Raw genomic sequence first — 23382 nt, 5'->3', positions numbered from 1 at the left:
TTTATGGCAAAATTAGAAGGAATCATTTTGTTGAATTCGGGTGTTGCTGAATTACAGATTGTTGATCATGGCGGCCATAAGATTGAATCCGTAAGGCGTGAATATAGTGATAATGATTTTGAATTATCCAAATTTTCTACTGAGGTCATGCAACGCGCATTAGCACAATTACAACGTTTTCAACAATTATTACGTGATTATGGCGTTAAAGATGTCCGCCTGTTTGGTAGTGAAAGTCTTTCTAAAATGCCTAATGCGGTTTATTTTGTTGATCAAGTTGAAAATGTTACTGGGCTAGATTTACGCTGGTTGAATGCCAATCAGGAAAATTATTACCGCCAACTAGCTTTACGCGTTCATAATCAAAAATTTTTAAATAAAGCGAATACATTTGTTTTAGGTGTTAGCTCGACACGAATTGATTTGTCATATTTTGAACAACAACAATTTAAGTTTTCTCAACATGCATCAATCGGACCCGTACGTTTAACGCAATCTATACTTGAAATGACTTCAGGTATTACGCAATTATTAACTTTTGCTTCAGAATTTATCAATAGTAAATTAGATGATTTTTGGCACATGCTGCCACCTTTCAAACAGGTTGAAACTTTGGTTGTTCTTGGCACAAGCATGTTAAATACTGTGTTTAATGATGCTAAAAAAACAACGGTCGTCGATAAAAAAAATCTCCAAGTTCTAGTGACTGATTTTAATTATATGAATGATCAAGAAATTTCAGATAAGTATGATTTGGACACTAAAGATATTTGGATGATTTATATGGAAGCCGTCTTGGTCTTAGAAATTATGTCACACATTGGGTCAGAATATATACAGATTAGTGATTTGACGGTTATAGATGGCTTAGTTACTAAAGATACTACAGCGCAAGAGGATATTATTACAGCTGCACGAGGCATTGCGGATCGATATATGGTCGAAGAAAAGCATCGTGAGATTGTTTTAGAATATGCTTGGCGTTTATTTGACCGTTTAAAAAAGATTCATCGTTTGGATACGCGTGATCGATTGCTATTGGGCGTAGCAGCCTTGACCCATGATGTTGGTAGTTTTATCAATTCTCAACGTCATTACCAATATTCAGAAGAAATTTTGGAAGGGATTGATTTTCATGGGCTATCCACGACCGAACAACATATGATTGCGGCCATCGCACGATATCATAGTGCTGAAACACCAGACAATGCGTTACGAGCCATTCAAGAATTTTCACCAAAGCAACGTATTCGTATTGCTAAAATGGCATCGTTATTGCGATTGGCTGATGCCTTGGATGATAGTCGTCTGCAAAAGATAGAAAAACTAACAGTATCGATTCAAAATGATCATATTACGGTTATCGGGCATACAGCATTGGATTTACAATTGGAAATTTATATTTTTTCTCAAAAAGCATATTTTTTTGAAGCAGTGTTTGGCTTACCCATTGTACTAAAAAGACAAGAGAAAAGGAGCAATGCGTGATGACAAATGAACTGAAACAACCTAAGTATTATGTGAATCGTGAGTTGAGTTGGTTGGCTTTCAATGATCGCGTGTTAGAAGAAGCTAGAGACACTCAAAATCCGCTACTAGAACGCGCAAAATTTTTAGCTATTACACAAAAAAATATGGATGAGTGGTTTATGGTTCGCGTTGCTAGTCTCCAACAACAAGTTTTGGTTGGTCATAATAACCCAGATGCATCAGGCTTATTACCAAATGATCAACTGAGTATGATATCTGCCGCTGCTAGAGAACAAATAAAAAATCAGTATCAAGTTTTAAATCGTAGTATTATTCCTGCGTTAAAAAAGCAAGGTTTTGAGTTGAAACACGCTGATAATTTGGCAGATAGTCAATATGCATTTTTAAAACGGTTTTTTGAGGAAGAATTGTTACCCATTTTGACACCAATGGCAATTGATAGTACACGACCATTCCCATTTTTGGCAAATGATACCCTTAATATTGGTGTACGTTTGAAACATGAAACTGACAAATCAGAAAAATATACTGCAGTGTTACAAGTACCAACAACTTCAGGTAGGGTCATTGCCTTACCTGAAAAAAACCAAGTGATTCTTGTTGAAGAAGTGGTGCAGATCTTTTTAGATGCTGTTTTCCCAGGTTATGATATTAAGGAAACGACAGTCTTTCATATTTTACGTGATATGGAGCTAGATGTGGCTGATGATGAAGATACACCAAACATCTTACAGGAAGTACAAAGTAAGTTACAAGAACGTGAGCGTGGTCGTGTTATTCGTGTCATTGTTAATACCAATACGAGCAAAACGTTAATGTCAAAAATCATAAAAGCACTGGATGTTTCTGATGAACGTGTTTATGAAGTAAACGGCGCCATTGATTTAACATTTTTAAGTGCATGGTTAAAATTAATTGATGCACCGTATTTGGAGTTTTCAAAGTTTAAGGGCTATGAAAGTTCTGAATTATCTCCGGATAATATGTTTGTTAGTATTAAACAGCAAGATTACTTATTGCATCACCCCTATGACACGTTTAAACCGGTAGTGACATTTATTCAAACTGCTGCATGTGACGATGATGTCTTGGCAATTAAAATGGTGTTATATCGTGTGTCTGGTAATTCTCCAATTATCCGTGCTTTAGCAGACGCTGCCCAGCGTGGTAAGCAAGTAACTGTTTTAGTGGAAATCAAGGCGCGATTTGATGAAGAAAATAACGTTCATTGGGCGCGTGAATTGGAGCAAAAAGGTGTGCACGTCGTATATGGTTTACGCGGGTTAAAAGTCCATGCTAAAATGGCGTTAGTCGTACGACGAGAGGATGATGCTATTGTTCGTTATGTGCACCTTGCCACTGGTAATTATAATGATGTGACAGCTAATTTTTATACTGATTTGGGACTATTAACTCGGGATAGTGAATTAGGGATGGACGTCTCTTCAATTTTCAATATATTAACTGGTTATTCTGATCAAGAGTATTTTCATCAATTGCATATGTCGCCTAATGGTATTCGAGAGTTTATCTATGACAAAATTGATGGGGAAATTGCCAATGCTAATGCTGGTAAATCAGCAGGCATCAAGATGAAATTTAATTCGTTATCCGATGAACAAATGATTCGTCATTTATATAAAGCTAGTCAAGCGGGTGTGCCAATCGAGTTACTTGTTCGTGGGATTACAATGTTGAAAGTAAATATTCCAGGTGTTAGTGACACAATTACTGTGCATTCAATTGTTGGTCGCTTTTTGGAACACAGTCGCATTTATAGTTTTAATAATGATGATAACCCCGAAGTTTATTTATCGTCAGCAGACCTAATGACACGTAATTTGGACCGTCGTGTTGAGTTACTTTTCCCACTTAAAGACACAGCGTTACGCCAGCGTGTGTTATCAATTTTTCAAACAATGTGGCAAGATAATGTTAAAACACGTGTTTTGCAGTCTGATGGTCATTTTGAAAAAATCGATCGCCGTGGTTTATCAACAATGAACGCACAAGAAATATTTATTGCCGAATCATTGAGTGTACAAGCCGACGTGAAACGTCAAGAAAAATCAGCACAGGCACAGCGAAAATTTGAACCAATTAATAATCCATTTTTAGGAGGTGAAGCATGACAATATTAGCAGTAATTGATTTAGGATCAAATTCTGTTCGAATGACAATTAGTCAGTTTCATCAAGATGGTCATTACGAAGTATTGGAACGATATCAAGAAATGGTTCGTTTATCAAAGGATATGGGGGATGATAAAATTCTTCAACCAGAGGCAATAGAGCGAACTTTAAACGCTTTAAAAGAATTTAAAAAGGCGCTTGGTAGTTATGCAAAAGAAAAAATCACCGTCCGTGCTGTAGCTACCGCTGCAGTACGTCAAGCAACTAATCAAAGTGAATTTTTAACAGCATTTGAAGAAATAATGGCAATGCCATTAGAGGTATTAACAGGTGAGCAGGAAGCGCACTACGATTATGTTGGTATTATTAACACACTAGATATTGTGGATGCTTTAATTTTAGATACGGGTGGTGCCTCTGCTGAATTAATTTTGGTGCGTAATCGTCAAGCGGTTCACGAAGTTAGTTTACCGGTAGGTGCTGTCACGATCAGTGAGTCATTTTTAGAGAAAGATGTCGTTAGTGCGGCTGCTTTATTTAAAGCAACAATTGCATTGCGACAAATGCTTGATAATGTGTCTTGGTTGAGGCAAGTTGCTCATATACCAGTAGTTGCACTTGGTGGCAGTAACCGTACATTAGCAAAAATTTCTCGCCGCCAAAACAAAGTGTTAGATTTACCAATTCATGGTTATCGGCTCAGCAAACAAGATGCAACGCAAATCTATCAAAATATATTAAGTAAAAACTTAGAGGCACGTAAAAAAATTGGCGGGTTAGCCAAGGAACGTGGCGACATTATTGTTGGTGGATTATTGCCCTTGATTGAATTACTAATATTATTAGGTGGTCAACAGGTGATCTTTTCACAAGCTGGTCTGCGTGAAGGTATTTTATTTGAGACCATTAAACAAGAGACCGGTCATGATGTCGTGGCACCAGAACCTGCAGCTATGACGATAGATTAAAAAAGCTAGACAGTATGTTAATTGTCTAGCTTTTTTATTTTCAACTGACAGGTATTTCAAAGAAGATTGTCTCACCAACCATGAAGGTTAAAGAACCAGAGAAGTGATTAGTTAAGGTGGTTTTAAATTGTGACAAGTCATCTTCCGAAACAGCAACAACTGAATGGACCATGGTGTCGTATTGTGTTTCAATGATTGGATAATTGTTTGTTTCAAGCCAGTAATTTAGTGTTTCAGAATGCCGATACGGTGCTGTAATGGTAACTTTTAAACGAGTTAGACGTTCGACGAATCCAGCAGATTTTAGACCGTCAGCAGTCGTTCCAGAGTAGGCACGAATGAGACCACCAGCACCTAATTTAATACCGCCAAAGTAACGTGTGACAATAGCAACTACATCATGTAAATGGTTTTTCTGTAAAACTTCTAACATGGGAACACCTGCTGTGCCACTCGGTTCTCCGTTATCACTGTACCGTTGGATTTGATCATTGTCACCTAGCATATAGGCAAAAACATTATGGTTAGCTTTATAATGCGCTTTATTAATACGCTCAATAAAAAGGCGTGCATCTTCTTCTGAAGTTATTCGGGCAACATTAAGTATGAAACGGGACTTTTTAATGTTTTGTTCCCATGTATAATTTTGTGGTGCAATAGTTAAGTATTGATTCATATAGGTTATTATACCGTATTAGTTTCAGAAAGTGAGTTGATCATTTGTCTAAAGCATACAAAAAAGCTGTCAAGCGTTAGCGTGACAGCTTTTTATATGATCTACCCGGGAGTCGAACCCGGATTTCAAGAACCGGAATCTTGCGTGCGATCCATTACACTAGCAGATCATAACTATTCAATTATAGCTTATTTAATAGTATTTTTAAAGAATATTTTTTTCATAGTTGTGATTTGTGAACAATTCTTATCATTAACGTAGAATATGATATGGAAGAATATTACGGCAGGCAACTTGTACAACCAAAAATAAAAAATGTGCCAGCTTATGTATCAGTAGCGGCGACGTTTAATAATCACATTTGTCAACGCTGCGGGCAAACTGATATTGAAAAACTACCAAACTATCATTTTTATTGCCGTGCTTGTTTAGCTTTAGGACGCGTTAGTTCGCGTGATGTTTTGTTATCTTTGCCAGAGCCGAATCTCTTTGATGGTCACGATATTTTAAGTTGGTCAGGAAAACTAACTGCGAAACAACAAGAAGTTAGTAATGAACTTATCGCGACATTAAAAGAAAAAAATGAACATTTAGTTTGGGCAGTTACGGGTGCAGGAAAGACTGAAATGTTGTTTCCGGTGATACACAAAGCGTTGACGCAACGATATCGTGTTGGGATTGTTTCACCTAGGGTCGACGTGATTATCGAATTAGCGCCACGATTACAGGCTGCCTTTTCAAAAACTGATATGGTCGTGTTACACGGAGAACAAACACAAGACTATCGCTATACACCTTTGGTTTTAGCAACAACACATCAGATGTTACGTTTTAAATCTGCTTTTGATTTGTTAATTGTTGATGAAGTTGATAGCTTTCCTTACGCAGGCGATAAAATGTTATCTTATGCGGTGCAACAAGCTAAAAAGGCTACTGGAACGTTGATTTTTCTAACAGCGACACCTACAAAACAATTACAAAAACGTGTTCGGAGAGGTTCATTAAAAACATCTTACTTACCGTTGAGGTATCATCAACATTTGTTACCGGTAATAAAAACAACATTAGTTGGTAATTGGCGACGAAAGATACCGAAGCAGTTGGTCAAACAACTGACTCATTTTCAACGTACAGAACAACGTTTTTTAATATTTGTGCCGAAAGTAGCTGATTTAAAAAAAGTGTATGATCAGATTAACAAGCATGTGCCACATTTAAAAGGCGACTATGTTCATGCGGCAGATAGTAGACGACAAGAAAAAGTGCAAGCTATGCGAGATTATCAGTTGCAATATCTTGTCACCACAACGATTTTGGAACGAGGTGTCACTTTTCCAGGCATTGATGTGTTAATTTTAGGCGCTGATGATACGACTTTTAGTGAAAATGCTTTAGTTCAAATTGCCGGACGCGTTGGGCGTAAAAATGATCGGCCAACGGGATTGGTACGAGCTTACGTGCAACATATTAGCTTAAATGTGGTAGCTGCTCAAAGGCAAATTAAACAAATGAATCATCGAGGTAAGAAATTAGGAGGACGAAAATGATATGCCAACTATGTCAGACGTTCATTAAACAAACACCGTCGTTATTGCAAACGTTTGGTATGATAAGATGGCAACCAAACAAGCTGTGTCAGGCTTGTCAATCGGAATTTGTGTCTATTAGTTGTGCTTGTTCAGGTTGTGGTCGTCAGCAGAATAATGAGTCATTGTGTTTTGATTGTCAACGCTGGGAAAAACAAGGTAAAATCTTATTACAACATACTTCGTTATATCAGTATAATGATGCAATGCGTGATTTTATGCAACGATACAAATTTAATGGTGATTACAGTTTGCGTCAGATATTTAATCATGAATTAATCCAGTACGTGAATAATATGGCTATAGATCTAGTTGTAGTTATTCCCATTAGTGAGTACACCATGATGACACGAGGATTTAATCAGACAGTTGGTCTATTTGAAGGTGTGACGTTGAGTGACTTACTAAAAGTCAAAGCTAAAAATAAAAGTCACCAGTCACAATTTAATAGGAAAGGTCGCATGATGCGGACACAACCATTTACAGTGAGCAAATCATTACCACTACACAACAAAAGAGTGTTGCTTGTAGATGATGTCTATACAACAGGGAACACATTGTATCATGCAGCAGACTTATTGTACGATTTAGGTGCGAAAAATGTGAAAAGTCTATCGTTAGCACGTTAAATTATGAAAAAATGTTTATTTTTACAGAAAACGCTTACACATATGGTATAATTAGTGTAGTAACTTAATTGGAGGAATTATTATGTTAGATTTTAATGTACGTGGCGAAAACATCGCGGTAACTGATTCACTTCGTGAATATGTCGAAAAGCGTTTAACTAAGTTAAACCGCTATATTGAAGAAACAGCAAATGCTAATATAAATTTGCGTACGTATCAATCAAATAACTCCGGTAAGGCTGAAGTTACAATTGTACTGCCTTACGTTGTATTGCGTGCTGAAGATACTAATCCAGATTTGTATACAGCTATTGATGCTGTATCTGAAAAATTGGAACGTCAAATTCGTAAGTACAAGACTAAGATTAACCGTAAGTCACGTGAAACTGGCTTTAAGGGTATTGATTCCAATGATGAAATTCCAGCAACAGATGTTGATGATGATAGCTTACAAATTGTACGTAGGAAGCAAGTTGATTTAAAACCTATGTCACCAGAAGAAGCAGCGTTACAAATGGATTTGTTGGAACATAATTTCTTTATTTTCAAAGATGCAGAATCCAATACAGATTCAGTTATTTATAAGCGTGCAGATGGTAAATATGGTCTGTTAGAGACTGAATAATTTTAATATTAAACTAAAGCTAAACAAGGGTTTAGCTTTTTTATTATTCAAATATTTTAAAGGTTCAGCGACGATACTTGTCCTAGAAGACATAAGTTGTCATAAAAAGTCATAAAACTTTATAAAGTCGCCCAAAAATGCTTTTTTTATCGTTATGCTATTTATATTAGATAGAAGAGGTTTTTTTTATGTTTAGTTGGCAATTGCTATTAAAAGACAAGAGACAATTAGTAAAGTGGTTATTCGTTATTTTAGTACCGACGCTGCTTGTGGCGGGGTTCATAGGTGCAACAAGTCATATGGCACAACATGCAAGTAAGTTACAAGTCGCTGTGGTTAACCAGGATCAATCTGCAAAATATCAGGGTAAAACACAAAATGTTGGGAAAAACTTTGCAGAGGTGCTCCAAAAGAGTAAAACATTAAGTTTTGTGACTTATTCAACACCAGAAAAAGCTAATGATGCTTTGCACACAGGCCGTGTTAGTGGTGTTGTGATTTTACCAAAAAGCCTAACACAGGATGTATCTGAATTCAAAAAGACTGGAAAAAGTGTGACAATAAAGCAAATAATTGCCAGTGGGCAAAGTCAATTTGCTTCGCAGTACGTGCAACATGAATTGGATAACGTGCTTAATCGTGAAAATGCACGTTTAATGATGGGCGTTAGTAATGATTCTGTTTTAAAAAATCTCACAACACAAAGTCAAAATTTGTCACAGGAATCCAGCGACTTGCAGCTGAATCTGCAAGCTATTGGTAACGGAATAGACACGGATAATGCTGAAGAGCTACAAGAAAAAGCAACTGATGTCGCTAATAAAATGGCTAACTATTCTGCACAAATGAATGATGCGGTTCAGGCCAATGACACAGCTAAAATTCAAGAAATGGCTGTGGCAATGAATGATTTGTCATATACAATGCAAACTTCTGTGGTTGGTGGTATTGGTAACATTGCAGCAAGTCTAAACACTACAAAAGCATTGAGTGATAAATCTGGCATTATCCAAAGTAGTGCCAAAACGCTGAAAAAGGGTCAAACTAGTATAGCTGATAAACTTCAGAAAATGTCAGGCGAGCAAGCAGATAATAAAGAGACATCACCATTGACGCAACTACTAGTTTTTGATCGACAAGATGTACAACCTATTCGTCAGAGTGGCCAAACAATATTACCTAACATCTTGGTGATTGGTGTGACACTATTGGCCATTTTATTTGGTTTATTATTGCCAATGAAGCCGGTTAAACAAGAAGCGTTAGCACTTGAACAATGGTGGGAAAATTTTCAAGTGGCTGGGTTATTAAATGCTGTGGCTGTTGCTTTGATGGTAGCAAGTGGTATTTTTTGGCACGTGTCTCTTTTTAATTTTTGGGTGATTGTCGGTATTACTATTGTTGCTTCATGGGCAATGATGAGTATCATTTGGTATTTAAAAGAGTGGTTAGGGCAGCTTGGCTGGTGGTTAGGTACTACAATTTTAACGCTGCAAACAATTTTCGCAGTGACAACGGTGCCACAATCAATGACGACTGGTATTTTTAATTATTTTTATAATATATGGCCATTGAGCGCATTGAACCATGTTGTGCGACAATTGATATTTGGTGGTAATATACAACAAAATGTGATTATTTTAGTAATTTGGTTTTTGGCTATCACAATATTATTGGTGACATATTATCGCATGAAGCAACGTCAGAATTTTAAGGCAATGATGGCTGACGAAGCTTGATGGCTGAGAAATCAATCAGCCACGCTAATTATGAGAATTTTAATGCTTTTTTAAGCTCATTAAAGGGTGTAAACTAGAGTTATGGTAACGAAGCCGAGTAAAAGTGAAGAAACATATGCCAAAATTTTAGAAGCGGCAACTGTGCAATTTTTATTGAATGGCTATGCACAAACGACGACACGTGAAATCGCTAAAGCACTAAAAATCACGCAACCTGCGATTTATCATCATTTTGGTGATAAAGAGACTTTGTTTGTTGAGGTGATTAAGCGCGTAGGAAACCAAGTTATGACTGATATGATGGCTATTTTGGACCAAACATATCCACAACCTGTTGACCAGCTAGTGGCGTTAACCGAGGTGATTATAACACGTCATCCACGCGATGTATTTTCACTAATACATGGTAGCTTTGATACGTTATCGCCACAACATCAGCAGGAATTAGGCATGGTTTTTGGTCGTAATTATGTCATGCCCATTGCACAGTTTTTCAGTCAAGAAGTGGTGCCTTTGCGGGAAGGTATTGATTCAAAAATGGCTAGTTCGTTTTTTATTACGAGTCTATCACCACTATTTAGCGATTTTCATGCGCTCAATGGTACAACAACAATGCATGAAAGAATTCAACAATTATTAGATCTCATTCTTTATGGTCTACTCAATCGTTGAGTTTTACCTGCTTAAATGTTATGCTAAAATAAGAAATTTACGGAGGCAGCTCATGGCTAGTCATAAAGTATCGCTTGCGTGTACAGTATGTGGATCACGTAATTACACAGTTGCATTGTCAAAAGATCGTACAGAACGTTTAGCAGTTAGTAAGTTTTGCTCATTCTGTGGCAAACATACATTGCACCAACAAACAAAATAAAGGTTACAAATATGCTCAATTATTTTAGAAACGTCGCAGCTGAAATGAAAAAAGTGACATGGTTGTCACAACAACAAGCTTCAAAAGAAGCGGTAACTGTTATTACCGTTTCTGTTATCTTTGCTGTTTTCTTAGGTGGCATGGATTGGCTTTTGCAAAGTGGCTTTAATTTTGTTATGAAATAATAGCGAAATTACAAAAAGTATAGTATACTAAAGACAACTAGAAGGACTTCTCGGCGAAGTTCTTTTTTCTATTGAAATGAATGGAGGAAATGTGTATATTATACACAACTAAATTTTATGTCTGAAAATAATGAAACACCCGAAGAAACTGTTGAAGAAACGGCATCAAATACAGATAACATTGAAAAGTCATGGTTTGTTGTTCATACTTATTCAGGATATGAACACAAAGTTAAGGCCAATTTAGAATCACGTACACAAACAATGGGGATGTCAGAACAAATTTTCCGTATTTTGGTACCAGAACAAGAAGTCACGACCATTCAAGATGGTGAAGCCAAGACATCAGTGGAAAATGATTTTCCAGGTTATGTGTTAGTTGAAATGGCTACGCCACATGATTATAATATGACAGATGAGGCATGGTATGTTGTCCGTAACACGCCTGGTGTCACTGGATTCTTGGGTTCTCACGGTGCTGGTTCAAAGCCAAACTCACTATTACCTGAAGAAGTCGATTTGTTGATGAAGCGTATGGGCATGGTTACACGTGAAGTTGTTGACTTAGATGTCGCAGTAGGTCAAATTGTTAAAATTATTGCTGGTCCATTTTCTGGTATGGAAGGGACAGTGACTGTTGTCGATACAGAAAAGCAAACGCTTGAAGCAACAGTTGAAGTCTTTGGTCGTGAAACACCGACAGAATTAGACTTTGCTGATGTTGAAACTGTGTTAGATCAAGCCTAAATTTAACTATTGCATTTTGAATATTTTTTTAATATAATTATAGAGTATGTCATCGACATGCGTGGGAGCAGCACTAAAGCTGCGTCTACCACAACACGAGGAGGAAAAAATCGTGGCTAAAAAAGTTACAACAGTAGTTAAACTACAAATTGCCGCTGCTAAAGCAACACCAGCTCCACCAGTTGGTCCAGCTTTGGGACAAGCCGGCATTAATATCGCGCAATTCACAAAGGAATTTAACGCGCGTACTGCAGATCAAGCAGGTTCAGTCATTCCGGTTGAAATCACTGTTTTTGATGACCGTTCATTCGAATTCGTTACAAAAACACCACCCGCTGCTGATCAATTACGTAAGCTTGTTGGTAAGGGTTCAGGTGAACCTAATACTAAGAAGGTTGGAAACGTTACTTTGGATCAAATCCGTGCAATTGCTGAAAACAAAATGGCAGATTTAAATGCTAATGATGTAACAGCAGCTATGCGTATGATCGAAGGTACAGCACGTTCAATGGGTGTTACCGTTGATGGTGTTGACTTGACTGTTGAAGGTACAGCAATCAAGGAGGACGCAGAATAATGACTAAAAAGCATGGTAAAAAGTATATTGAAGCATTATCAAAAGTAGAAGCTGAAAAGAACTACGCTTTGAATGATGCTGTTTCATTGATTAAAGAAATGGACTACGCTAAATTTGATGCTTCAGTTGAAGTTGTCTTTAATTTAAACGTTGATACACGTCAAGCTGATCAACAATTGCGTGGTGCTATTGTTTTGCCAAATGGTACTGGTAAAGATAAGAAGGTTATTGTCTTTGCACAAGGCGACAAAGCTAAGGAAGCGGAAGCTGCTGGAGCTGATGTTGTCGGTGCGGCTGATCTTGTTGCTCAAATTCAAGGCGGTTGGTTAGACTTTGATACAGCTATTGCAACACCTGATATGATGGCTCAAGTAGGCCGTGTTGCCCGTATCTTAGGTCCTAAGGGTATGATGCCTAACCCTAAGACTGGCACAGTAACAATGGATGTTACTAAGGCTGTCTCAGATGCCAAGGGTGGACAAGTAACATACCGTACAGACCGTGATGGTAACGTTGCTGTTCCTGTGGGTCGTGTGTCATTTGATGTTGCTAAGTTAACTGAAAATGTTCAAACAATTGCTAACACAGTTCTTAAGTCACGTCCGGCTGCTGTTAAAGGTGCCTACGTACAACATGCTTCAATTTCATCAACATTTGGTCCAGCTGTTGCTTTGGACTTGAATGCTTTATAAGATTTGACGATATTTGTTTTATCTGATATACTTACTAAGTAAATTAAATCATTTTGCCTAAGACTCAGGAGGTAGTAATACCTTAATATTTATCCTGCCGAGGAAGTTTAAAAACTTTTCCCGTGTGTCTGTTGGCTCACGGGATTTCTTTTGCAAAATAATTATATAAAGAAAGGAGAACATATATCATGAGTGAAAAGACTATTGCAGTTAAAGCACAAAAAGTTGAAGAAGTTGCTGAACAATTCAAGAATGCTGCCTCAGCCGTTGTTGTTGATGCTCGTGGATTGACAGTTGCTCAATCTACAGAGCTACGTCATCAATTGCGTGAAGAAGGCGTTTTACTTGAAGTAATCAAAAACAAGATTTTGACACGTGCCGCTGAAAAAGCCGGATTTGCTGAATTAAATGACCTTTTTGCTGGTCCTTCAGCTGTCGCTTTCTCAGAAGAAGATGCTATTGCACCTTCACGTATTTTGAAGAAGTTTGCTGACGCCAACGAGAAGTTGGAAATTAAAGGTGGTGTTGTTGATGGCAATATTGCCAACATAGCCGACATTAATAAGTATGCTTCTTTGCCATCACGCGAAGGCTTGCTTGGTCAGTTGATGGCCGAATTCCAATTCTCAATCCGTTCATTTGCATATGCTGTTAAGGCTGTGCAAGAGAAGTTGGAAGAAGGCGAAGAACCTGCTGTTGAAGCAGTTTCAGATGCTGAATAATTTTTAAAAACAAATACAAACAAAAAACAATTTGGAGGATTTAATCATGGCTTTTGATAAAGACGCGATTATCGCATCATTAAAGGATGCAACAATCTTGGATTTGGCTGATTTGGTTTCAGCAATCGAAGAAGAATTTAACGTTTCAGCCGCAGCTCCTGTAGCCGCAGCTGGTGCAGCAGACGGCGCAGCCGCTGCAAAGACAGACTTCGACGTAGAATTGACTTCAGCAGGTACTGCTAAGGTTAAGGTTATCAAGGCAGTTCGTGAAGCAACTGGTCTTGGTTTGAAGGAAGCTAAGGGATTAGTTGATGATGCACCTTCAATCATTAAAGAAGGTCTTGATGAAGCTGCTGCCAATGAATTGAAGGCAACTTTGGAAGAAACAGGCGCTTCTGTAACTTTGAAGTAATTCATCATATTAAAAGAGGTGCTTAGGTACTTCTTTTTTTGTACATAAATTTAAGGAGTTCTCATGGTAGAATCTAAAGCAAAAATTGATGGTGAAATGTATTTCACTTCAAATCCTAATTCTGATCATCATTATCAAAACTTTGATTTTGAATTATTGGGTCAAACATTACATTTTATAACAGATAGTGGTGTTTTTTCAAAATCAACTGTTGATTTTGGTACACGAACAATGCTAGAAGCTTTGCCTAATACAAAACTAATTGAAGGGAAAGTATTAGATTTAGGTACTGGGTATGGTCCTGTGGGGATTGCTGTGGCAAAAACATTTGATCGAGAAGTTGATATGACGGATGTTAATGAGCGGGCTCTGGATTTAGCAAGGAAGAATGCAGAACGTAACGGCGTTAGTTCATTAGTGAATATTTTCCAATCTGATGTTTATGCTAATGTTCAGGATAAGTATGCTTTGATATTAGCCAATCCACCCATTCGAGCTGGAAAAAATGTTGTTACTGCGATGTTACAAGATGCGATGCACCACCTTTTACCAGGTGGTAAACTAATTGCTGTCTTGCAGAAGAAGCAAGGGGCACCATCAGCACAAAAAAATATGGCTTCAGCATTTGGTAATGCTAAAGTGATTCATAAAAACAAAGGATACTATATTTTGGAGAGCACATATGGCGACTAGCCCAACATTTAGCGATGAACAAGTTGATTATTTTATGCAAGAAGCTTTGAATGAGGCTAAATTGGCGGATGCAGAAGGTGAGGTGCCTATCGGTGCAGTTGTTGTGTATGATAATCAGGTGATTGCACGCGCGCATAACCATCGAGAGACGAACCAATTGGCAACGGCGCATGCTGAACTATTGGTTATTGAATTAGCCAATCAAGCTTTACATTCCTGGCGATTGGAAAACACGGCTTTATTTGTAACGTTGGAACCTTGTGTAATGTGTGCCGGTGCGATTATTAATGCCCGAATCCCGGCTGTTTATTATGGTGCAGACGATACTAAGGGTGGTGCGACACGGTCATTGTATAAATTATTAGAAGATGAACGGTTAAATCATCGTGTAGACGTTCACGTGGGCATTCGTAGTGAAGAATCTGGTAAGCTGTTGAAAAATTTCTTTGCTAAAATTCGAGCTAAACGACAACGTGTAAAAAGCGATGAAGCAAATAGTCAGCAAAAATTGTGAAATTGTATTATAATAATCAACATAACGTAAAGAGGTCAATACTACATGAAAAATCCCAATTCTTGGCGCACGGATCAAGATTATTTGAATATTGTTGATGATTTATTACAGTGTGATGAAGTACAGCAGTTGGCGCAATACACGCAACATCATTTTTCTAATCGTTTACGACACTCAGTTTCAGTTTCATATCAATCATATACTATTGCTAAAAAAATTGGGGCAGATGCAACCGCTACAGCACGTGCGGGACTTTTGCACGATTTATTTTATTATGATTGGCGTGTTACAAAGTTTGAAGAAGGTTCGCATGCTTATGTGCACCCACGTATTGCTTTAGAAAACGCGCAAAAAATTACACACATTAATGACAAAGAAGCAGATATCATTGTTAAGCACATGTTTGGTGCTACAATAGCACTACCAAAATATCGCGAAAGTTGGATTGTCTCATTAGTAGATGATTTTGCGGCGGTAAATGAGTATATGATACCAAAGGCTTATTTAACTTATTTTGCATGGCATACTAAATGGGTGAAAAAGGTCGCTGAAGTATTTGCGTAAATGCCAAAAATTAGATATAATAGTAAAGCAGGCAAGCGTCGGCTCCCGAACTGGGTCAGGACAGGAATGTAGCAGCCCTAAGGTTGTTCGAAGTTGTGCTTGTGTACATATTTGACCGCTTTGCGGTCTTTTTTTGTAAAGATTAGTGGTTAAAACAAGTTAGGATAAACTACAAAATCTGTATATGACATATTAATATTTTTTTGTTAGTTGGAGGTGATAACATTGGCATATCAAGCATTATACCGGGTTTATCGACCACGCACATTTGATGATATGGTTGGTCAAGAGGTTATTACACAAACACTTAAAAATGCCATTGAAACACATCAAACAGGGCATGCATATTTATTTTCTGGACCACGCGGGACGGGTAAAACATCTGCTGCTAAAATTTTTGCGCGTGAAGTTAATGGTATTGATGCGGCTACTGATGATTCACAAATTCCTGATATCATTGAATTTGATGCGGCATCCAATAGTCGAGTAGAAGATATACGCGATATTTTAACAAATGTCGATTACGCACCACTTGAAGCAGCATTTAAAATTTATATTATTGATGAAGTGCATATGTTATCTAACAGTGCATTTAATGCTTTGTTGAAAACACTAGAAGAACCACCAGTTAATGTGAAATTTATTTTAGCCACGACGGAGCCACAAAAAGTACCAGTGACAATTTTGTCGCGTACACAACGGTTTGAATTTAAGCGTATTGGTAGTTCAACTATTCAAAAACGTTTAGCAGAAATATTGACAAAGCAGAATGTTAAGTATGAAGAAGGCGCATTGCGTATTATTGCAAATGTTGCTGAAGGTGGCATGCGTGATGCATTATCAATTTTAGATCAAGTCATTGCTTTTGGTGCAGATATTGTGACGATTGATAATGCTTTGCAGGTAACTGGTTCAACAACTACGAAACGCTTGTTAACTTATTTGCAGCAAGTTAGTGGCTTTGATACACAAGCCAGTCTGAAAACATTACATGATATCTTACTAGAAGGCAAAGATGCACAACGGTTTGTTGCTGATGTGCTTGGTTTATTGCGTGATGTCATGTTAGCTGACGTGGCACCAGAATTAATTAAATCAACGATTGCGTTAACAGAACTTCAAGCTTTAACACAGCAATTAGGTACATCACGGATTCAAAAAATGATGATGACGTTAGATGATATTCAAAAGCAGTTAATGCAAACAATGCAGAGTGACATTTATTTGGAATTATTAACTGTAAAATTAAGTATGAATCCAACACAAAGTAGTACAATAGATAATGAACCTATACCATCAAGCCATCAAGCTGTCAAAGAAGTACAACAGGTAGATCGCAAACCTGAACAACAAGTTGAGAAAGTATCTACAACAAGTTCGGCAGATAAGCGTACTGTAAGCGAAGAAAAAATATCTGAACCGGTACCTATTAACGATAATAGTAACGGCAACGTACAAACACAAACATCTTCTCAAAAATTAATTGCTAGAACAGGTCAACAAGCTGTATTTGCCGTTTTAAAGTCAGCTAAGCGAGAATCATTAACGCGTATTAAAGAGAATTGGGCAACGTTAATTGGCCAATTTGATGTCACACAGCAAGCAATGTTGACCATTGCGGAACCGGTAGCTGCGAGTGATGAAGCTGTTGTATTGGCTTTTGATTATCCAGCGCTATTGGTCCAAGCTTTGCAAGATACAACTTTGCAGAGTCAGTTAAATAGCGCTTTACGTGATCAATCATTACCCGCTGAAATGGTACTGATTTCGCAGGATGATTGGCATCAAGAACGTGCTGCGTATGTTAAACAGCTGAAAGCTGGCACAGTTCCGGATGTTAAATTGGCAGATGTCGCGCGAGTTAGCGGTCCTTTGCAAAAAGAAGCGACATTGTCAGATGTAAAATTATCAGATAAAATTACGAGTGAACCAACAATTGTAGCAGAAGCAAAAAAATTATTTGGTGATGATATCGTGACTGTAGTAGATTAATGAAAGGATTGGCCATCATAGCCGTTTTAAATTTATGGATTATCCAGAACCTATTGCAAAATTAATCGATAATTATACCAAATTACCAGGCATTGGTGTGAAAACAGCTACACGCTTAGCCTTTTATACCTTAGGTATGGATGAAACCGATGTTTTTGATTTTTCAAAGGCCCTCACGAGTGCTAAACAAGATCTGACATTTTGTGAAATCTGTGGCAATATTACAGAAAAAAATGTTAACCCATGTGTGATTTGCCAGGATGATTCGCGTGACCAATCCACGATTTTTGTGGTTGAAAACTCACGCGATGTCATGGCCATGGAAAATACTCGTGACTATCATGGTTTGTACCATGTCTTGAATGGTATTATTTCACCAAGTGCAGGAACAGGCCCAGAAGACATTAATTTACCTAGTCTTATCCGACGTTTATCAGAGCATCAAGAAATTAATGAAGTGATTGTTGGGACCAATGTCAATGCTGAAGGTGAGGCGACTGCCATGTATTTAGCACGCCTGCTGAAGCCTGCTGGGTTAAAAGTGACAAGGTTAGCACATGGACTAGCTGTTGGTTCTGATATTGACTACGCTGATCAATTAACGTTAATTAAGGCTGTGCAAGGACGAACAGAATTATGATATTTGGTAAAAAGAAATATAATTTACGTCGAGAATATGACCAATCCCTAGTCTTTCAAATCGATAAAGCAAAAATTGACTGGGATACAGCACAAAATTCAGAAGAAGCTTTGCTAGATGGACAAGTCAATGTGCGTTTGATTCAGGCACAAACAGCACTAGCAAAAGCTAAATTCAATTATTTATATCGGGAGGCACGGCGCCGAAAAACAGTTGGGCATATGCAGACGCATGTGTTGAAAAGTGACCGTCTTTAATATAGTTATAACAACAAATAGGACAGAACATGAAAAAACCACTATTTATTACATTTGAAGGGCCTGAGGGTGCTGGTAAAACAAGTGTTTTACAAGCATTGATTGAAGAGTTGAAACCGATATTAGGTGATGATTTGGTAACGACGCGGGAACCAGGTGGTAATCCGATATCGGAAGCCATTCGCGATATTTTGCAGCCGACTGAAGATAATGGTATGGATGGCCGTACAGAGGCACTATTATATACTGCTGCGCGGCGCCAACATCTTGTTGAAGTTATATTACCAGCCTTGGAAAAAAATAAAGTTGTTATTTCAGACCGCTATGTTGATAGTTCATTGGCTTATCAAGGTGGTGGCCGTGGGTTAGGTGTAGAAAATATTTGGCAGATTAACCAATTTGCCATTGATGGGTTATTACCAGATTTGACTATTTATCTTGATGTACCTTCTGAACTTGGTTTAGCACGTGTGAAAGCAAATAGGCAGTCTAAAATAGACCGTTTGGATAAAGAAGCGTTGTCTTTTCATCAAACGGTTCGCCAAACATATTTAAAACTACAACGAGAATTTTCTGATAGAATTAAAATAATTGATGCGACACAATCTTTAGAAAAGGTAATTGATGATACGCATGCGTTGATATTCAATGCATTAGATATACCTAAGGAGTAAATGATGAAACTTATTACAGCTATTGTTCAAGATAAAGATACATCAAAATTAAGCAATGCTTTCGTGAAAGCAAACGTTCGTGCGACACGCTTATCAACTTCCGGTGGCTTTCTGCGTTCGGGAAATACGACATTTTTAATTGCGATTGAAGATGACCGTATGCAAGATGTATTAGATATAATTCAAAAAGTATCACAAAAACGTAAACAGTTTATGGTACCACCAGTCAGTCTGGATGCTGGTGCTGATCATGTCGGGGCTTACCCAATAGAAGTTGAAGTCGGTGGTGCTACTGTATTCACACAAAATATTGAATCATTTCATCAATTCTAATGGCACCAGATTTTTTTAAAACATCACAAACCACTTATCCAACTCAAGTGGCACATTTTGATGAGCTTATAGCTAACAATCAATTAAGCCATTTATATTTATTTGTGGGACCGAGCCAGCCGAAAAAACTGGCTTTTTCACGTTATTTAGCTTGGCAAATTGTTGGGGATAGCGGCCTTAATGCTATCAGAATTGAAAAAAATGAGCATCCTGATGTTAAAATAACACAACCTAGTTTACCGAAAAGTGGACATGGGACAAGACGTGTTTGGAAAGTTGAACAAATTCGTAATTTAACGCCAGACTTTGTGACAACAACACAGGAAAGTCAACGTAAAGTCTTCGTGTTTGATGCTGTTGAAACACTTAGTGGCGCATCGGGCAATGCTTTGTTGAAGTTTATTGAAGAACCAGCTGGTCCACAATTGATCGTGATGCTTGCAGAAAACGTTAACGATGTTTTGAAAACAATTCAATCACGAGCACAAATTGTTCATCTACTACCGGAAATACCAATTGATGATAGTGATGATATAGTCGATAATGATTGGCGAAAAAAAACACAGTTACTATTGTTTAAGTGGTTTGAGTTAATGATGCAGCGACGTATTGAGTCTTTTGCATATGTTCAGTTACAATTGATTGATCAGTTGAAAGAAGAAAAACAACAAGAATTATTTTTGGAATGGTTACATCAACTGTCCCGTGATACTGTTGTTTTTGGACAAGTACCAGATGAGCAGCTCATGTTTCCAAAACTAGTGGGTCTATATAAAACATTGCTTCAACATTATACCAATCAACAGCTCGTTCAAGCCAGTGATGCGATTTTTTCAGATGATCATTTACGGAAAATTAATGTGTCGTTACAGACACGATTAGAGAAGATAGTATTGGATACAACACTTGCGTTAGGAGAATGATGTGCAACAACAAAAAAGTTTTCAACAACGTGAAACAGGGACGTTGTTTTTAGTACCAACACCTATTGGTAATTTACAAGATATGTCGCCACGAGCAGTGGAAACGTTGCGTACTGTTGATTTGATTGCAGCTGAAGATACACGTCATACACAACAGTTACTCAATTATTTTGGTATTAATACGAAACAGACTAGTTTTCATGAACATAATTGGCAGGCTAAAATTCCTGGATTAATTGCTGACCTGCAAAATGGTAAAAGTCTTGCGCAAGTCAGTGATGCTGGCATGCCCTCTATTTCTGACCCAGGCAAAGAATTGGTAGCAGCAGCGGTTGAAAATGAGTTAACAGTTGTGCCGATTCCTGGAGCAACTGCTGGTGTCACAGCTCTAATTGCTAGTGGGCTGGTACCACAACCATTTTATTTCTACGGCTTTTTACAACGTAAAAACAGTGAACAACTCGTAGAATTACAACAGTTATCCACAATGCGTGATACCGTTATTTTTTATGAAGCACCACATCGATTAAAGAAAACCTTGGAAAATATTCAAAAAGTCATGGGGAATGATCGTCAGGTTGTGTTAGCTCGTGAATTAACAAAGCGATATGAAGAGTTTTTGCGTGGTAGTGTTGAAGAACTTGCTGTATGGGCCAAAAATAATGAAATTCGTGGTGAATTCGTTGTTATGATTGCAGGTACTACTGAAGAAATATTACCTGAAGCGCCAGAGGATGAAATATTTTTGTCTGTACAAGAAGCAGTAGAGGAATTGATCGCTAAGGGATTAAAACCAAATGCTGCAATTAAGCAAATCGCTAAAACACGTGGCTTAGCGCGACAAGCCGTTTATGCTGATTATCATGGTTTAAGTTAAGCTGTTACAAAGCTTATTTGGGGATGCTTGGAAAGGGATAACATGCAGACATACGAAATTCAACGACAAGTAGAGTATTATGAAGCGGATACAACTGGCAAACTATCATTACCTATGATTCTAAATTGGGCAGTTTTAGCTTCAAAGAATCAGAGTGACGATCTTGGCGTTGGACAAGACTTCCATTTGGAACGCGGGTTAGGTTGGGTTATCTTACAATACGAAGTCAATATTTTACGTCGTCCAAAAATTAATGAGAACATTAAAATACAAACTTGTGCTGCTAAATACAATCCGTTTTTTGTACGACGACCATTTTTGTTTTTGGATAAAAATGATCAAGAAATTATACGTGTCGATTCTATTTGGGCAATGATAGATATTGAGAATCGTAAGATGGCTCGTTTACCGCAAGATATTATCGAGAAATATCAAGCTGAAAAAGTAAAAAAAATTCCACGTATTCCAAATCCAGCACAAATTGGGCATGATGAGCCTTTTGAAGAAAATGATTATCATGTGCGGTTTCTTGATATTGATGCCAATAAGCATGTTAATAATTCTAAGTATTTTGAGTGGATGCAAGATGTAATCGCACCTGACTATCTATTAACGCACGAAATGACCTATATCAATTTGAAATTTGAAAATGAGGTTCGTTTAGGACATAATATTAAATCTCAAGTAAATCTTGGTGATAATTATAGTAAACATCGTATCATGGTTGGCGATGTTGTTAGTGCTGAAGCTGAATTTGAGTGGCGTGATAATACAGCTACTTGAATAAGTTACGTTAAACATAGTTAATTTTTGATATAATAGTGGTTAGAGGAAAGAATAATGTCAGTATTAGTATTAGGTGGCGCCGGTTATATCGGGTCACACATGGTCAAAACGTTAGTTGAAGCTGGACGTGATGTGGTTGTGGTTGATGCACTTTTCACTGGACATCGTGCAGCGGTTAATCCTAAGGCAAAATTTTATCAAGTTGATATTCGTGATAAAGATGCTTTATCAGCGGTTTTTGATCAGGAAAATATCGAACAGGTTGTTCATTTTGCAGCATTTTCTATTGTGCCTGAATCAGTTGCTAATCCATTAAAATATTTTGATAATAATACGAGTGGTATGATAACATTGCTTGAAGTTATGAATGATCATAATGTCAAGCAAATTGTCTTCTCTTCTACTGCAGCAACTTATGGTAATCCAGTTAATATTCCGATTAAGGAAACAGACCCACAAAATCCCATTAACCCTTATGGTGAATCAAAGTTAATGATGGAAAAAATTATGGCTTGGTCTGATTTAGCTGATGGCATTAAATGGGTAGCTTTGCGTTACTTTAACGTTGCTGGTGCAGCTGAAGATGCATCAATTGGTGAGGATCACACACCAGAGACGCATTTGGTACCTATTATTTTGCAAGCAGCGTTGGGTCAACGTGACTATATTGAAATGTTTGGCGATGACTATAATACACCTGACGGCTTCAATGTGCGTGATTACGTTCATGTGCTTGACTTGGCTGATGCACATTTGCGGGCCTTAAAATACTTAGCTGATGGTAACGATTCTAATCAATTCAATTTAGGTTCTGCCACAGGATTTTCTGTTAAAGAAATGGTTGAATCAGCGCGTACTGCCACAGGTGTAGCCATTCCATCTAGGATTGGTCCACGTCGTGCTGGTGATCCAGATATATTGATTGCTAATTCAGATAAGGCACGTGATATTCTTGGGTGGGCACCGAAGTATGATAATGTTCAAGATATTATCAAAACAGCTTGGAATTGGCATCAAAGTCATCCTAAAGGATATGACGATAAGAACTAATCAACTTTATTGAGGGTTTGCGTA

At 37.6% G+C, this 23382-nt stretch carries 28 protein-coding genes, 1 other RNA gene and 1 other annotated feature; of the genes, 28 read left to right on the top strand and 1 reads right to left on the bottom strand.

Annotated elements, in window-relative coordinates:
- Positions 1–3: 3 nt before the first annotated feature.
- The 3 genes from FGL89_RS03685 to FGL89_RS03675 are packed head-to-tail and all read left to right on the top strand — an operon-like array spanning position 4 to position 4591.
- Positions 4–1488, top strand: coding sequence for a Ppx/GppA phosphatase family protein (locus tag FGL89_RS03685; RefSeq protein WP_014973743.1), 1485 nt, complete (start codon positions 4–6; stop codon positions 1486–1488).
- Positions 1488–3623: an RNA degradosome polyphosphate kinase gene (locus FGL89_RS03680; RefSeq protein WP_014973744.1), complete on the top strand. Its 2136-nt coding sequence runs from the start codon at positions 1488–1490 to the stop codon at positions 3621–3623. Before FGL89_RS03685 ends, FGL89_RS03680 begins: the two co-directional genes overlap by 1 nt.
- The gene (locus tag FGL89_RS03675; protein WP_014973745.1) at positions 3620–4591 is read left to right on the top strand and encodes a Ppx/GppA family phosphatase; all 972 of its coding nucleotides are present in this window, start codon (positions 3620–3622) and stop codon (positions 4589–4591) included. Before FGL89_RS03680 ends, FGL89_RS03675 begins: the two co-directional genes overlap by 4 nt.
- A gap of 40 nt (positions 4592–4631) precedes the next feature.
- Here FGL89_RS03675 and FGL89_RS03670 read toward each other — a convergent pair whose 3' ends face one another.
- On the bottom strand, positions 4632–5267 hold the full coding sequence (locus FGL89_RS03670) for a YigZ family protein (protein WP_014973746.1): 636 nt from the start codon (positions 5265–5267) through the stop codon (positions 4632–4634).
- Positions 5268–5536: 269 nt separating this feature from the next.
- Between FGL89_RS03670 and FGL89_RS03665 the strand changes: the two genes are divergently transcribed.
- The 25 genes from FGL89_RS03665 to galE all read left to right on the top strand — a co-directional run bounded on the left by FGL89_RS03665 (position 5537) and on the right by galE (position 23358).
- Positions 5537–6814 carry an ATP-dependent helicase ComFA gene (locus FGL89_RS03665; protein ID WP_135198017.1) on the top strand — a complete coding sequence of 426 codons (1278 nt, stop codon included), beginning with the start codon at positions 5537–5539 and terminating at the stop codon, positions 6812–6814.
- Between the two features lie 257 nt (positions 6815–7071).
- Entirely contained in the window at positions 7072–7482 is a 411-nt protein-coding gene (locus tag FGL89_RS08735; RefSeq protein WP_223822752.1) for a ComF family protein, read from the top strand.
- 82 nt (positions 7483–7564) lie between these two features.
- Complete coding sequence (gene hpf, locus FGL89_RS03655; RefSeq protein ID WP_014973749.1) at positions 7565–8107, top strand: ribosome hibernation-promoting factor, HPF/YfiA family; 543 nt, start codon at positions 7565–7567, stop codon at positions 8105–8107.
- A 188-nt stretch (positions 8108–8295) separates the two neighbouring features.
- A complete protein-coding gene (locus tag FGL89_RS03650; protein WP_014973750.1) occupies positions 8296–9846 on the top strand; it encodes a YhgE/Pip domain-containing protein in 1551 nt (516 codons plus the stop codon).
- Between the two features lie 81 nt (positions 9847–9927).
- A complete protein-coding gene (locus FGL89_RS03645; RefSeq protein ID WP_014973751.1) occupies positions 9928–10518 on the top strand; it encodes a TetR/AcrR family transcriptional regulator in 591 nt (196 codons plus the stop codon).
- Between the two features lie 52 nt (positions 10519–10570).
- Complete coding sequence (gene rpmG, locus FGL89_RS03640) at positions 10571–10720, top strand: 50S ribosomal protein L33 (protein WP_014973752.1); 150 nt, start codon at positions 10571–10573, stop codon at positions 10718–10720.
- An 11-nt stretch (positions 10721–10731) separates the two neighbouring features.
- Positions 10732–10905 carry a preprotein translocase subunit SecE gene (secE, locus tag FGL89_RS03635; RefSeq protein WP_014973753.1) on the top strand — a complete coding sequence of 58 codons (174 nt, stop codon included), beginning with the start codon at positions 10732–10734 and terminating at the stop codon, positions 10903–10905.
- A 117-nt stretch (positions 10906–11022) separates the two neighbouring features.
- Positions 11023–11652 (top strand): transcription termination/antitermination protein NusG, encoded by a 630-nt coding sequence (gene nusG, locus FGL89_RS03630; RefSeq protein WP_147000431.1) that lies wholly within the window; start codon positions 11023–11025, stop codon positions 11650–11652.
- A 112-nt stretch (positions 11653–11764) separates the two neighbouring features.
- Positions 11765–12229, top strand: coding sequence for a 50S ribosomal protein L11 (gene rplK, locus FGL89_RS03625; protein ID WP_014973755.1), 465 nt, complete (start codon positions 11765–11767; stop codon positions 12227–12229).
- Positions 12229–12921, top strand: a complete 693-nt coding sequence (gene rplA, locus FGL89_RS03620) for a 50S ribosomal protein L1 (RefSeq protein WP_014973756.1) — start codon at positions 12229–12231, stop codon at positions 12919–12921. Before rplK ends, rplA begins: the two co-directional genes overlap by 1 nt.
- A 38-nt stretch (positions 12922–12959) precedes the next feature.
- Positions 12960–13079: a sequence feature (ribosomal protein L10 leader region), on the top strand.
- A gap of 30 nt (positions 13080–13109) precedes the next feature.
- The gene (rplJ, locus tag FGL89_RS03615) at positions 13110–13643 is read left to right on the top strand and encodes a 50S ribosomal protein L10 (RefSeq protein WP_014973757.1); all 534 of its coding nucleotides are present in this window, start codon (positions 13110–13112) and stop codon (positions 13641–13643) included.
- Between the two features lie 46 nt (positions 13644–13689).
- Positions 13690–14055 carry a 50S ribosomal protein L7/L12 gene (gene rplL / locus FGL89_RS03610; RefSeq protein ID WP_014973758.1) on the top strand — a complete coding sequence of 122 codons (366 nt, stop codon included), beginning with the start codon at positions 13690–13692 and terminating at the stop codon, positions 14053–14055.
- A 63-nt stretch (positions 14056–14118) separates the two neighbouring features.
- Positions 14119–14748 (top strand): class I SAM-dependent methyltransferase, encoded by a 630-nt coding sequence (locus FGL89_RS03605; RefSeq protein WP_014973759.1) that lies wholly within the window; start codon positions 14119–14121, stop codon positions 14746–14748.
- Positions 14738–15262, top strand: coding sequence for a tRNA adenosine(34) deaminase TadA (gene tadA, locus FGL89_RS03600; RefSeq protein WP_014973760.1), 525 nt, complete (start codon positions 14738–14740; stop codon positions 15260–15262). Before FGL89_RS03605 ends, tadA begins: the two co-directional genes overlap by 11 nt.
- 45 nt (positions 15263–15307) lie before the next feature.
- Positions 15308–15826 carry an HD domain-containing protein gene (locus FGL89_RS03595; protein ID WP_014973761.1) on the top strand — a complete coding sequence of 173 codons (519 nt, stop codon included), beginning with the start codon at positions 15308–15310 and terminating at the stop codon, positions 15824–15826.
- A gap of 19 nt (positions 15827–15845) precedes the next feature.
- An RNA gene (ffs, locus tag FGL89_RS03590) (signal recognition particle sRNA small type) lies at positions 15846–15939 on the top strand.
- 112 nt (positions 15940–16051) lie between these two features.
- Positions 16052–17818, top strand: coding sequence for a DNA polymerase III subunit gamma/tau (gene dnaX, locus FGL89_RS03585; protein ID WP_014973762.1), 1767 nt, complete (start codon positions 16052–16054; stop codon positions 17816–17818).
- A gap of 34 nt (positions 17819–17852) precedes the next feature.
- Positions 17853–18458 (top strand): recombination mediator RecR, encoded by a 606-nt coding sequence (recR, locus tag FGL89_RS03580; RefSeq protein ID WP_014973763.1) that lies wholly within the window; start codon positions 17853–17855, stop codon positions 18456–18458.
- Entirely contained in the window at positions 18455–18715 is a 261-nt protein-coding gene (locus FGL89_RS03575) for a YaaL family protein (RefSeq protein ID WP_014973764.1), read from the top strand. Before recR ends, FGL89_RS03575 begins: the two co-directional genes overlap by 4 nt.
- Positions 18716–18744: 29 nt before the next feature.
- Entirely contained in the window at positions 18745–19389 is a 645-nt protein-coding gene (tmk, locus tag FGL89_RS03570) for a dTMP kinase (protein ID WP_014973765.1), read from the top strand.
- A gap of 3 nt (positions 19390–19392) precedes the next feature.
- Positions 19393–19722: a cyclic di-AMP receptor DarA gene (locus tag FGL89_RS03565; RefSeq protein WP_014973766.1), complete on the top strand. Its 330-nt coding sequence runs from the start codon at positions 19393–19395 to the stop codon at positions 19720–19722.
- Positions 19722–20645, top strand: a complete 924-nt coding sequence (locus tag FGL89_RS03560; RefSeq protein WP_014973767.1) for a DNA polymerase III delta subunit-related protein — start codon at positions 19722–19724, stop codon at positions 20643–20645. Before FGL89_RS03565 ends, FGL89_RS03560 begins: the two co-directional genes overlap by 1 nt.
- Position 20646: 1 nt before the next feature.
- The gene (gene rsmI, locus FGL89_RS03555) at positions 20647–21522 is read left to right on the top strand and encodes a 16S rRNA (cytidine(1402)-2'-O)-methyltransferase (protein ID WP_014973768.1); all 876 of its coding nucleotides are present in this window, start codon (positions 20647–20649) and stop codon (positions 21520–21522) included.
- Positions 21523–21564: 42 nt separating this feature from the next.
- Positions 21565–22305, top strand: a complete 741-nt coding sequence (locus tag FGL89_RS03550; RefSeq protein WP_014973769.1) for an acyl-[acyl-carrier-protein] thioesterase — start codon at positions 21565–21567, stop codon at positions 22303–22305.
- Between the two features lie 57 nt (positions 22306–22362).
- Complete coding sequence (gene galE, locus FGL89_RS03545; RefSeq protein WP_014973770.1) at positions 22363–23358, top strand: UDP-glucose 4-epimerase GalE; 996 nt, start codon at positions 22363–22365, stop codon at positions 23356–23358.
- Positions 23359–23382 lie beyond the last annotated feature (24 nt).

It is taken from the genome of Leuconostoc carnosum (genome assembly GCF_007954525.1).
GTDB lineage: Bacteria > Bacillota > Bacilli > Lactobacillales > Lactobacillaceae > Leuconostoc > Leuconostoc carnosum.
This window is presented reverse-complemented; position numbering and strand designations above follow the sequence as displayed.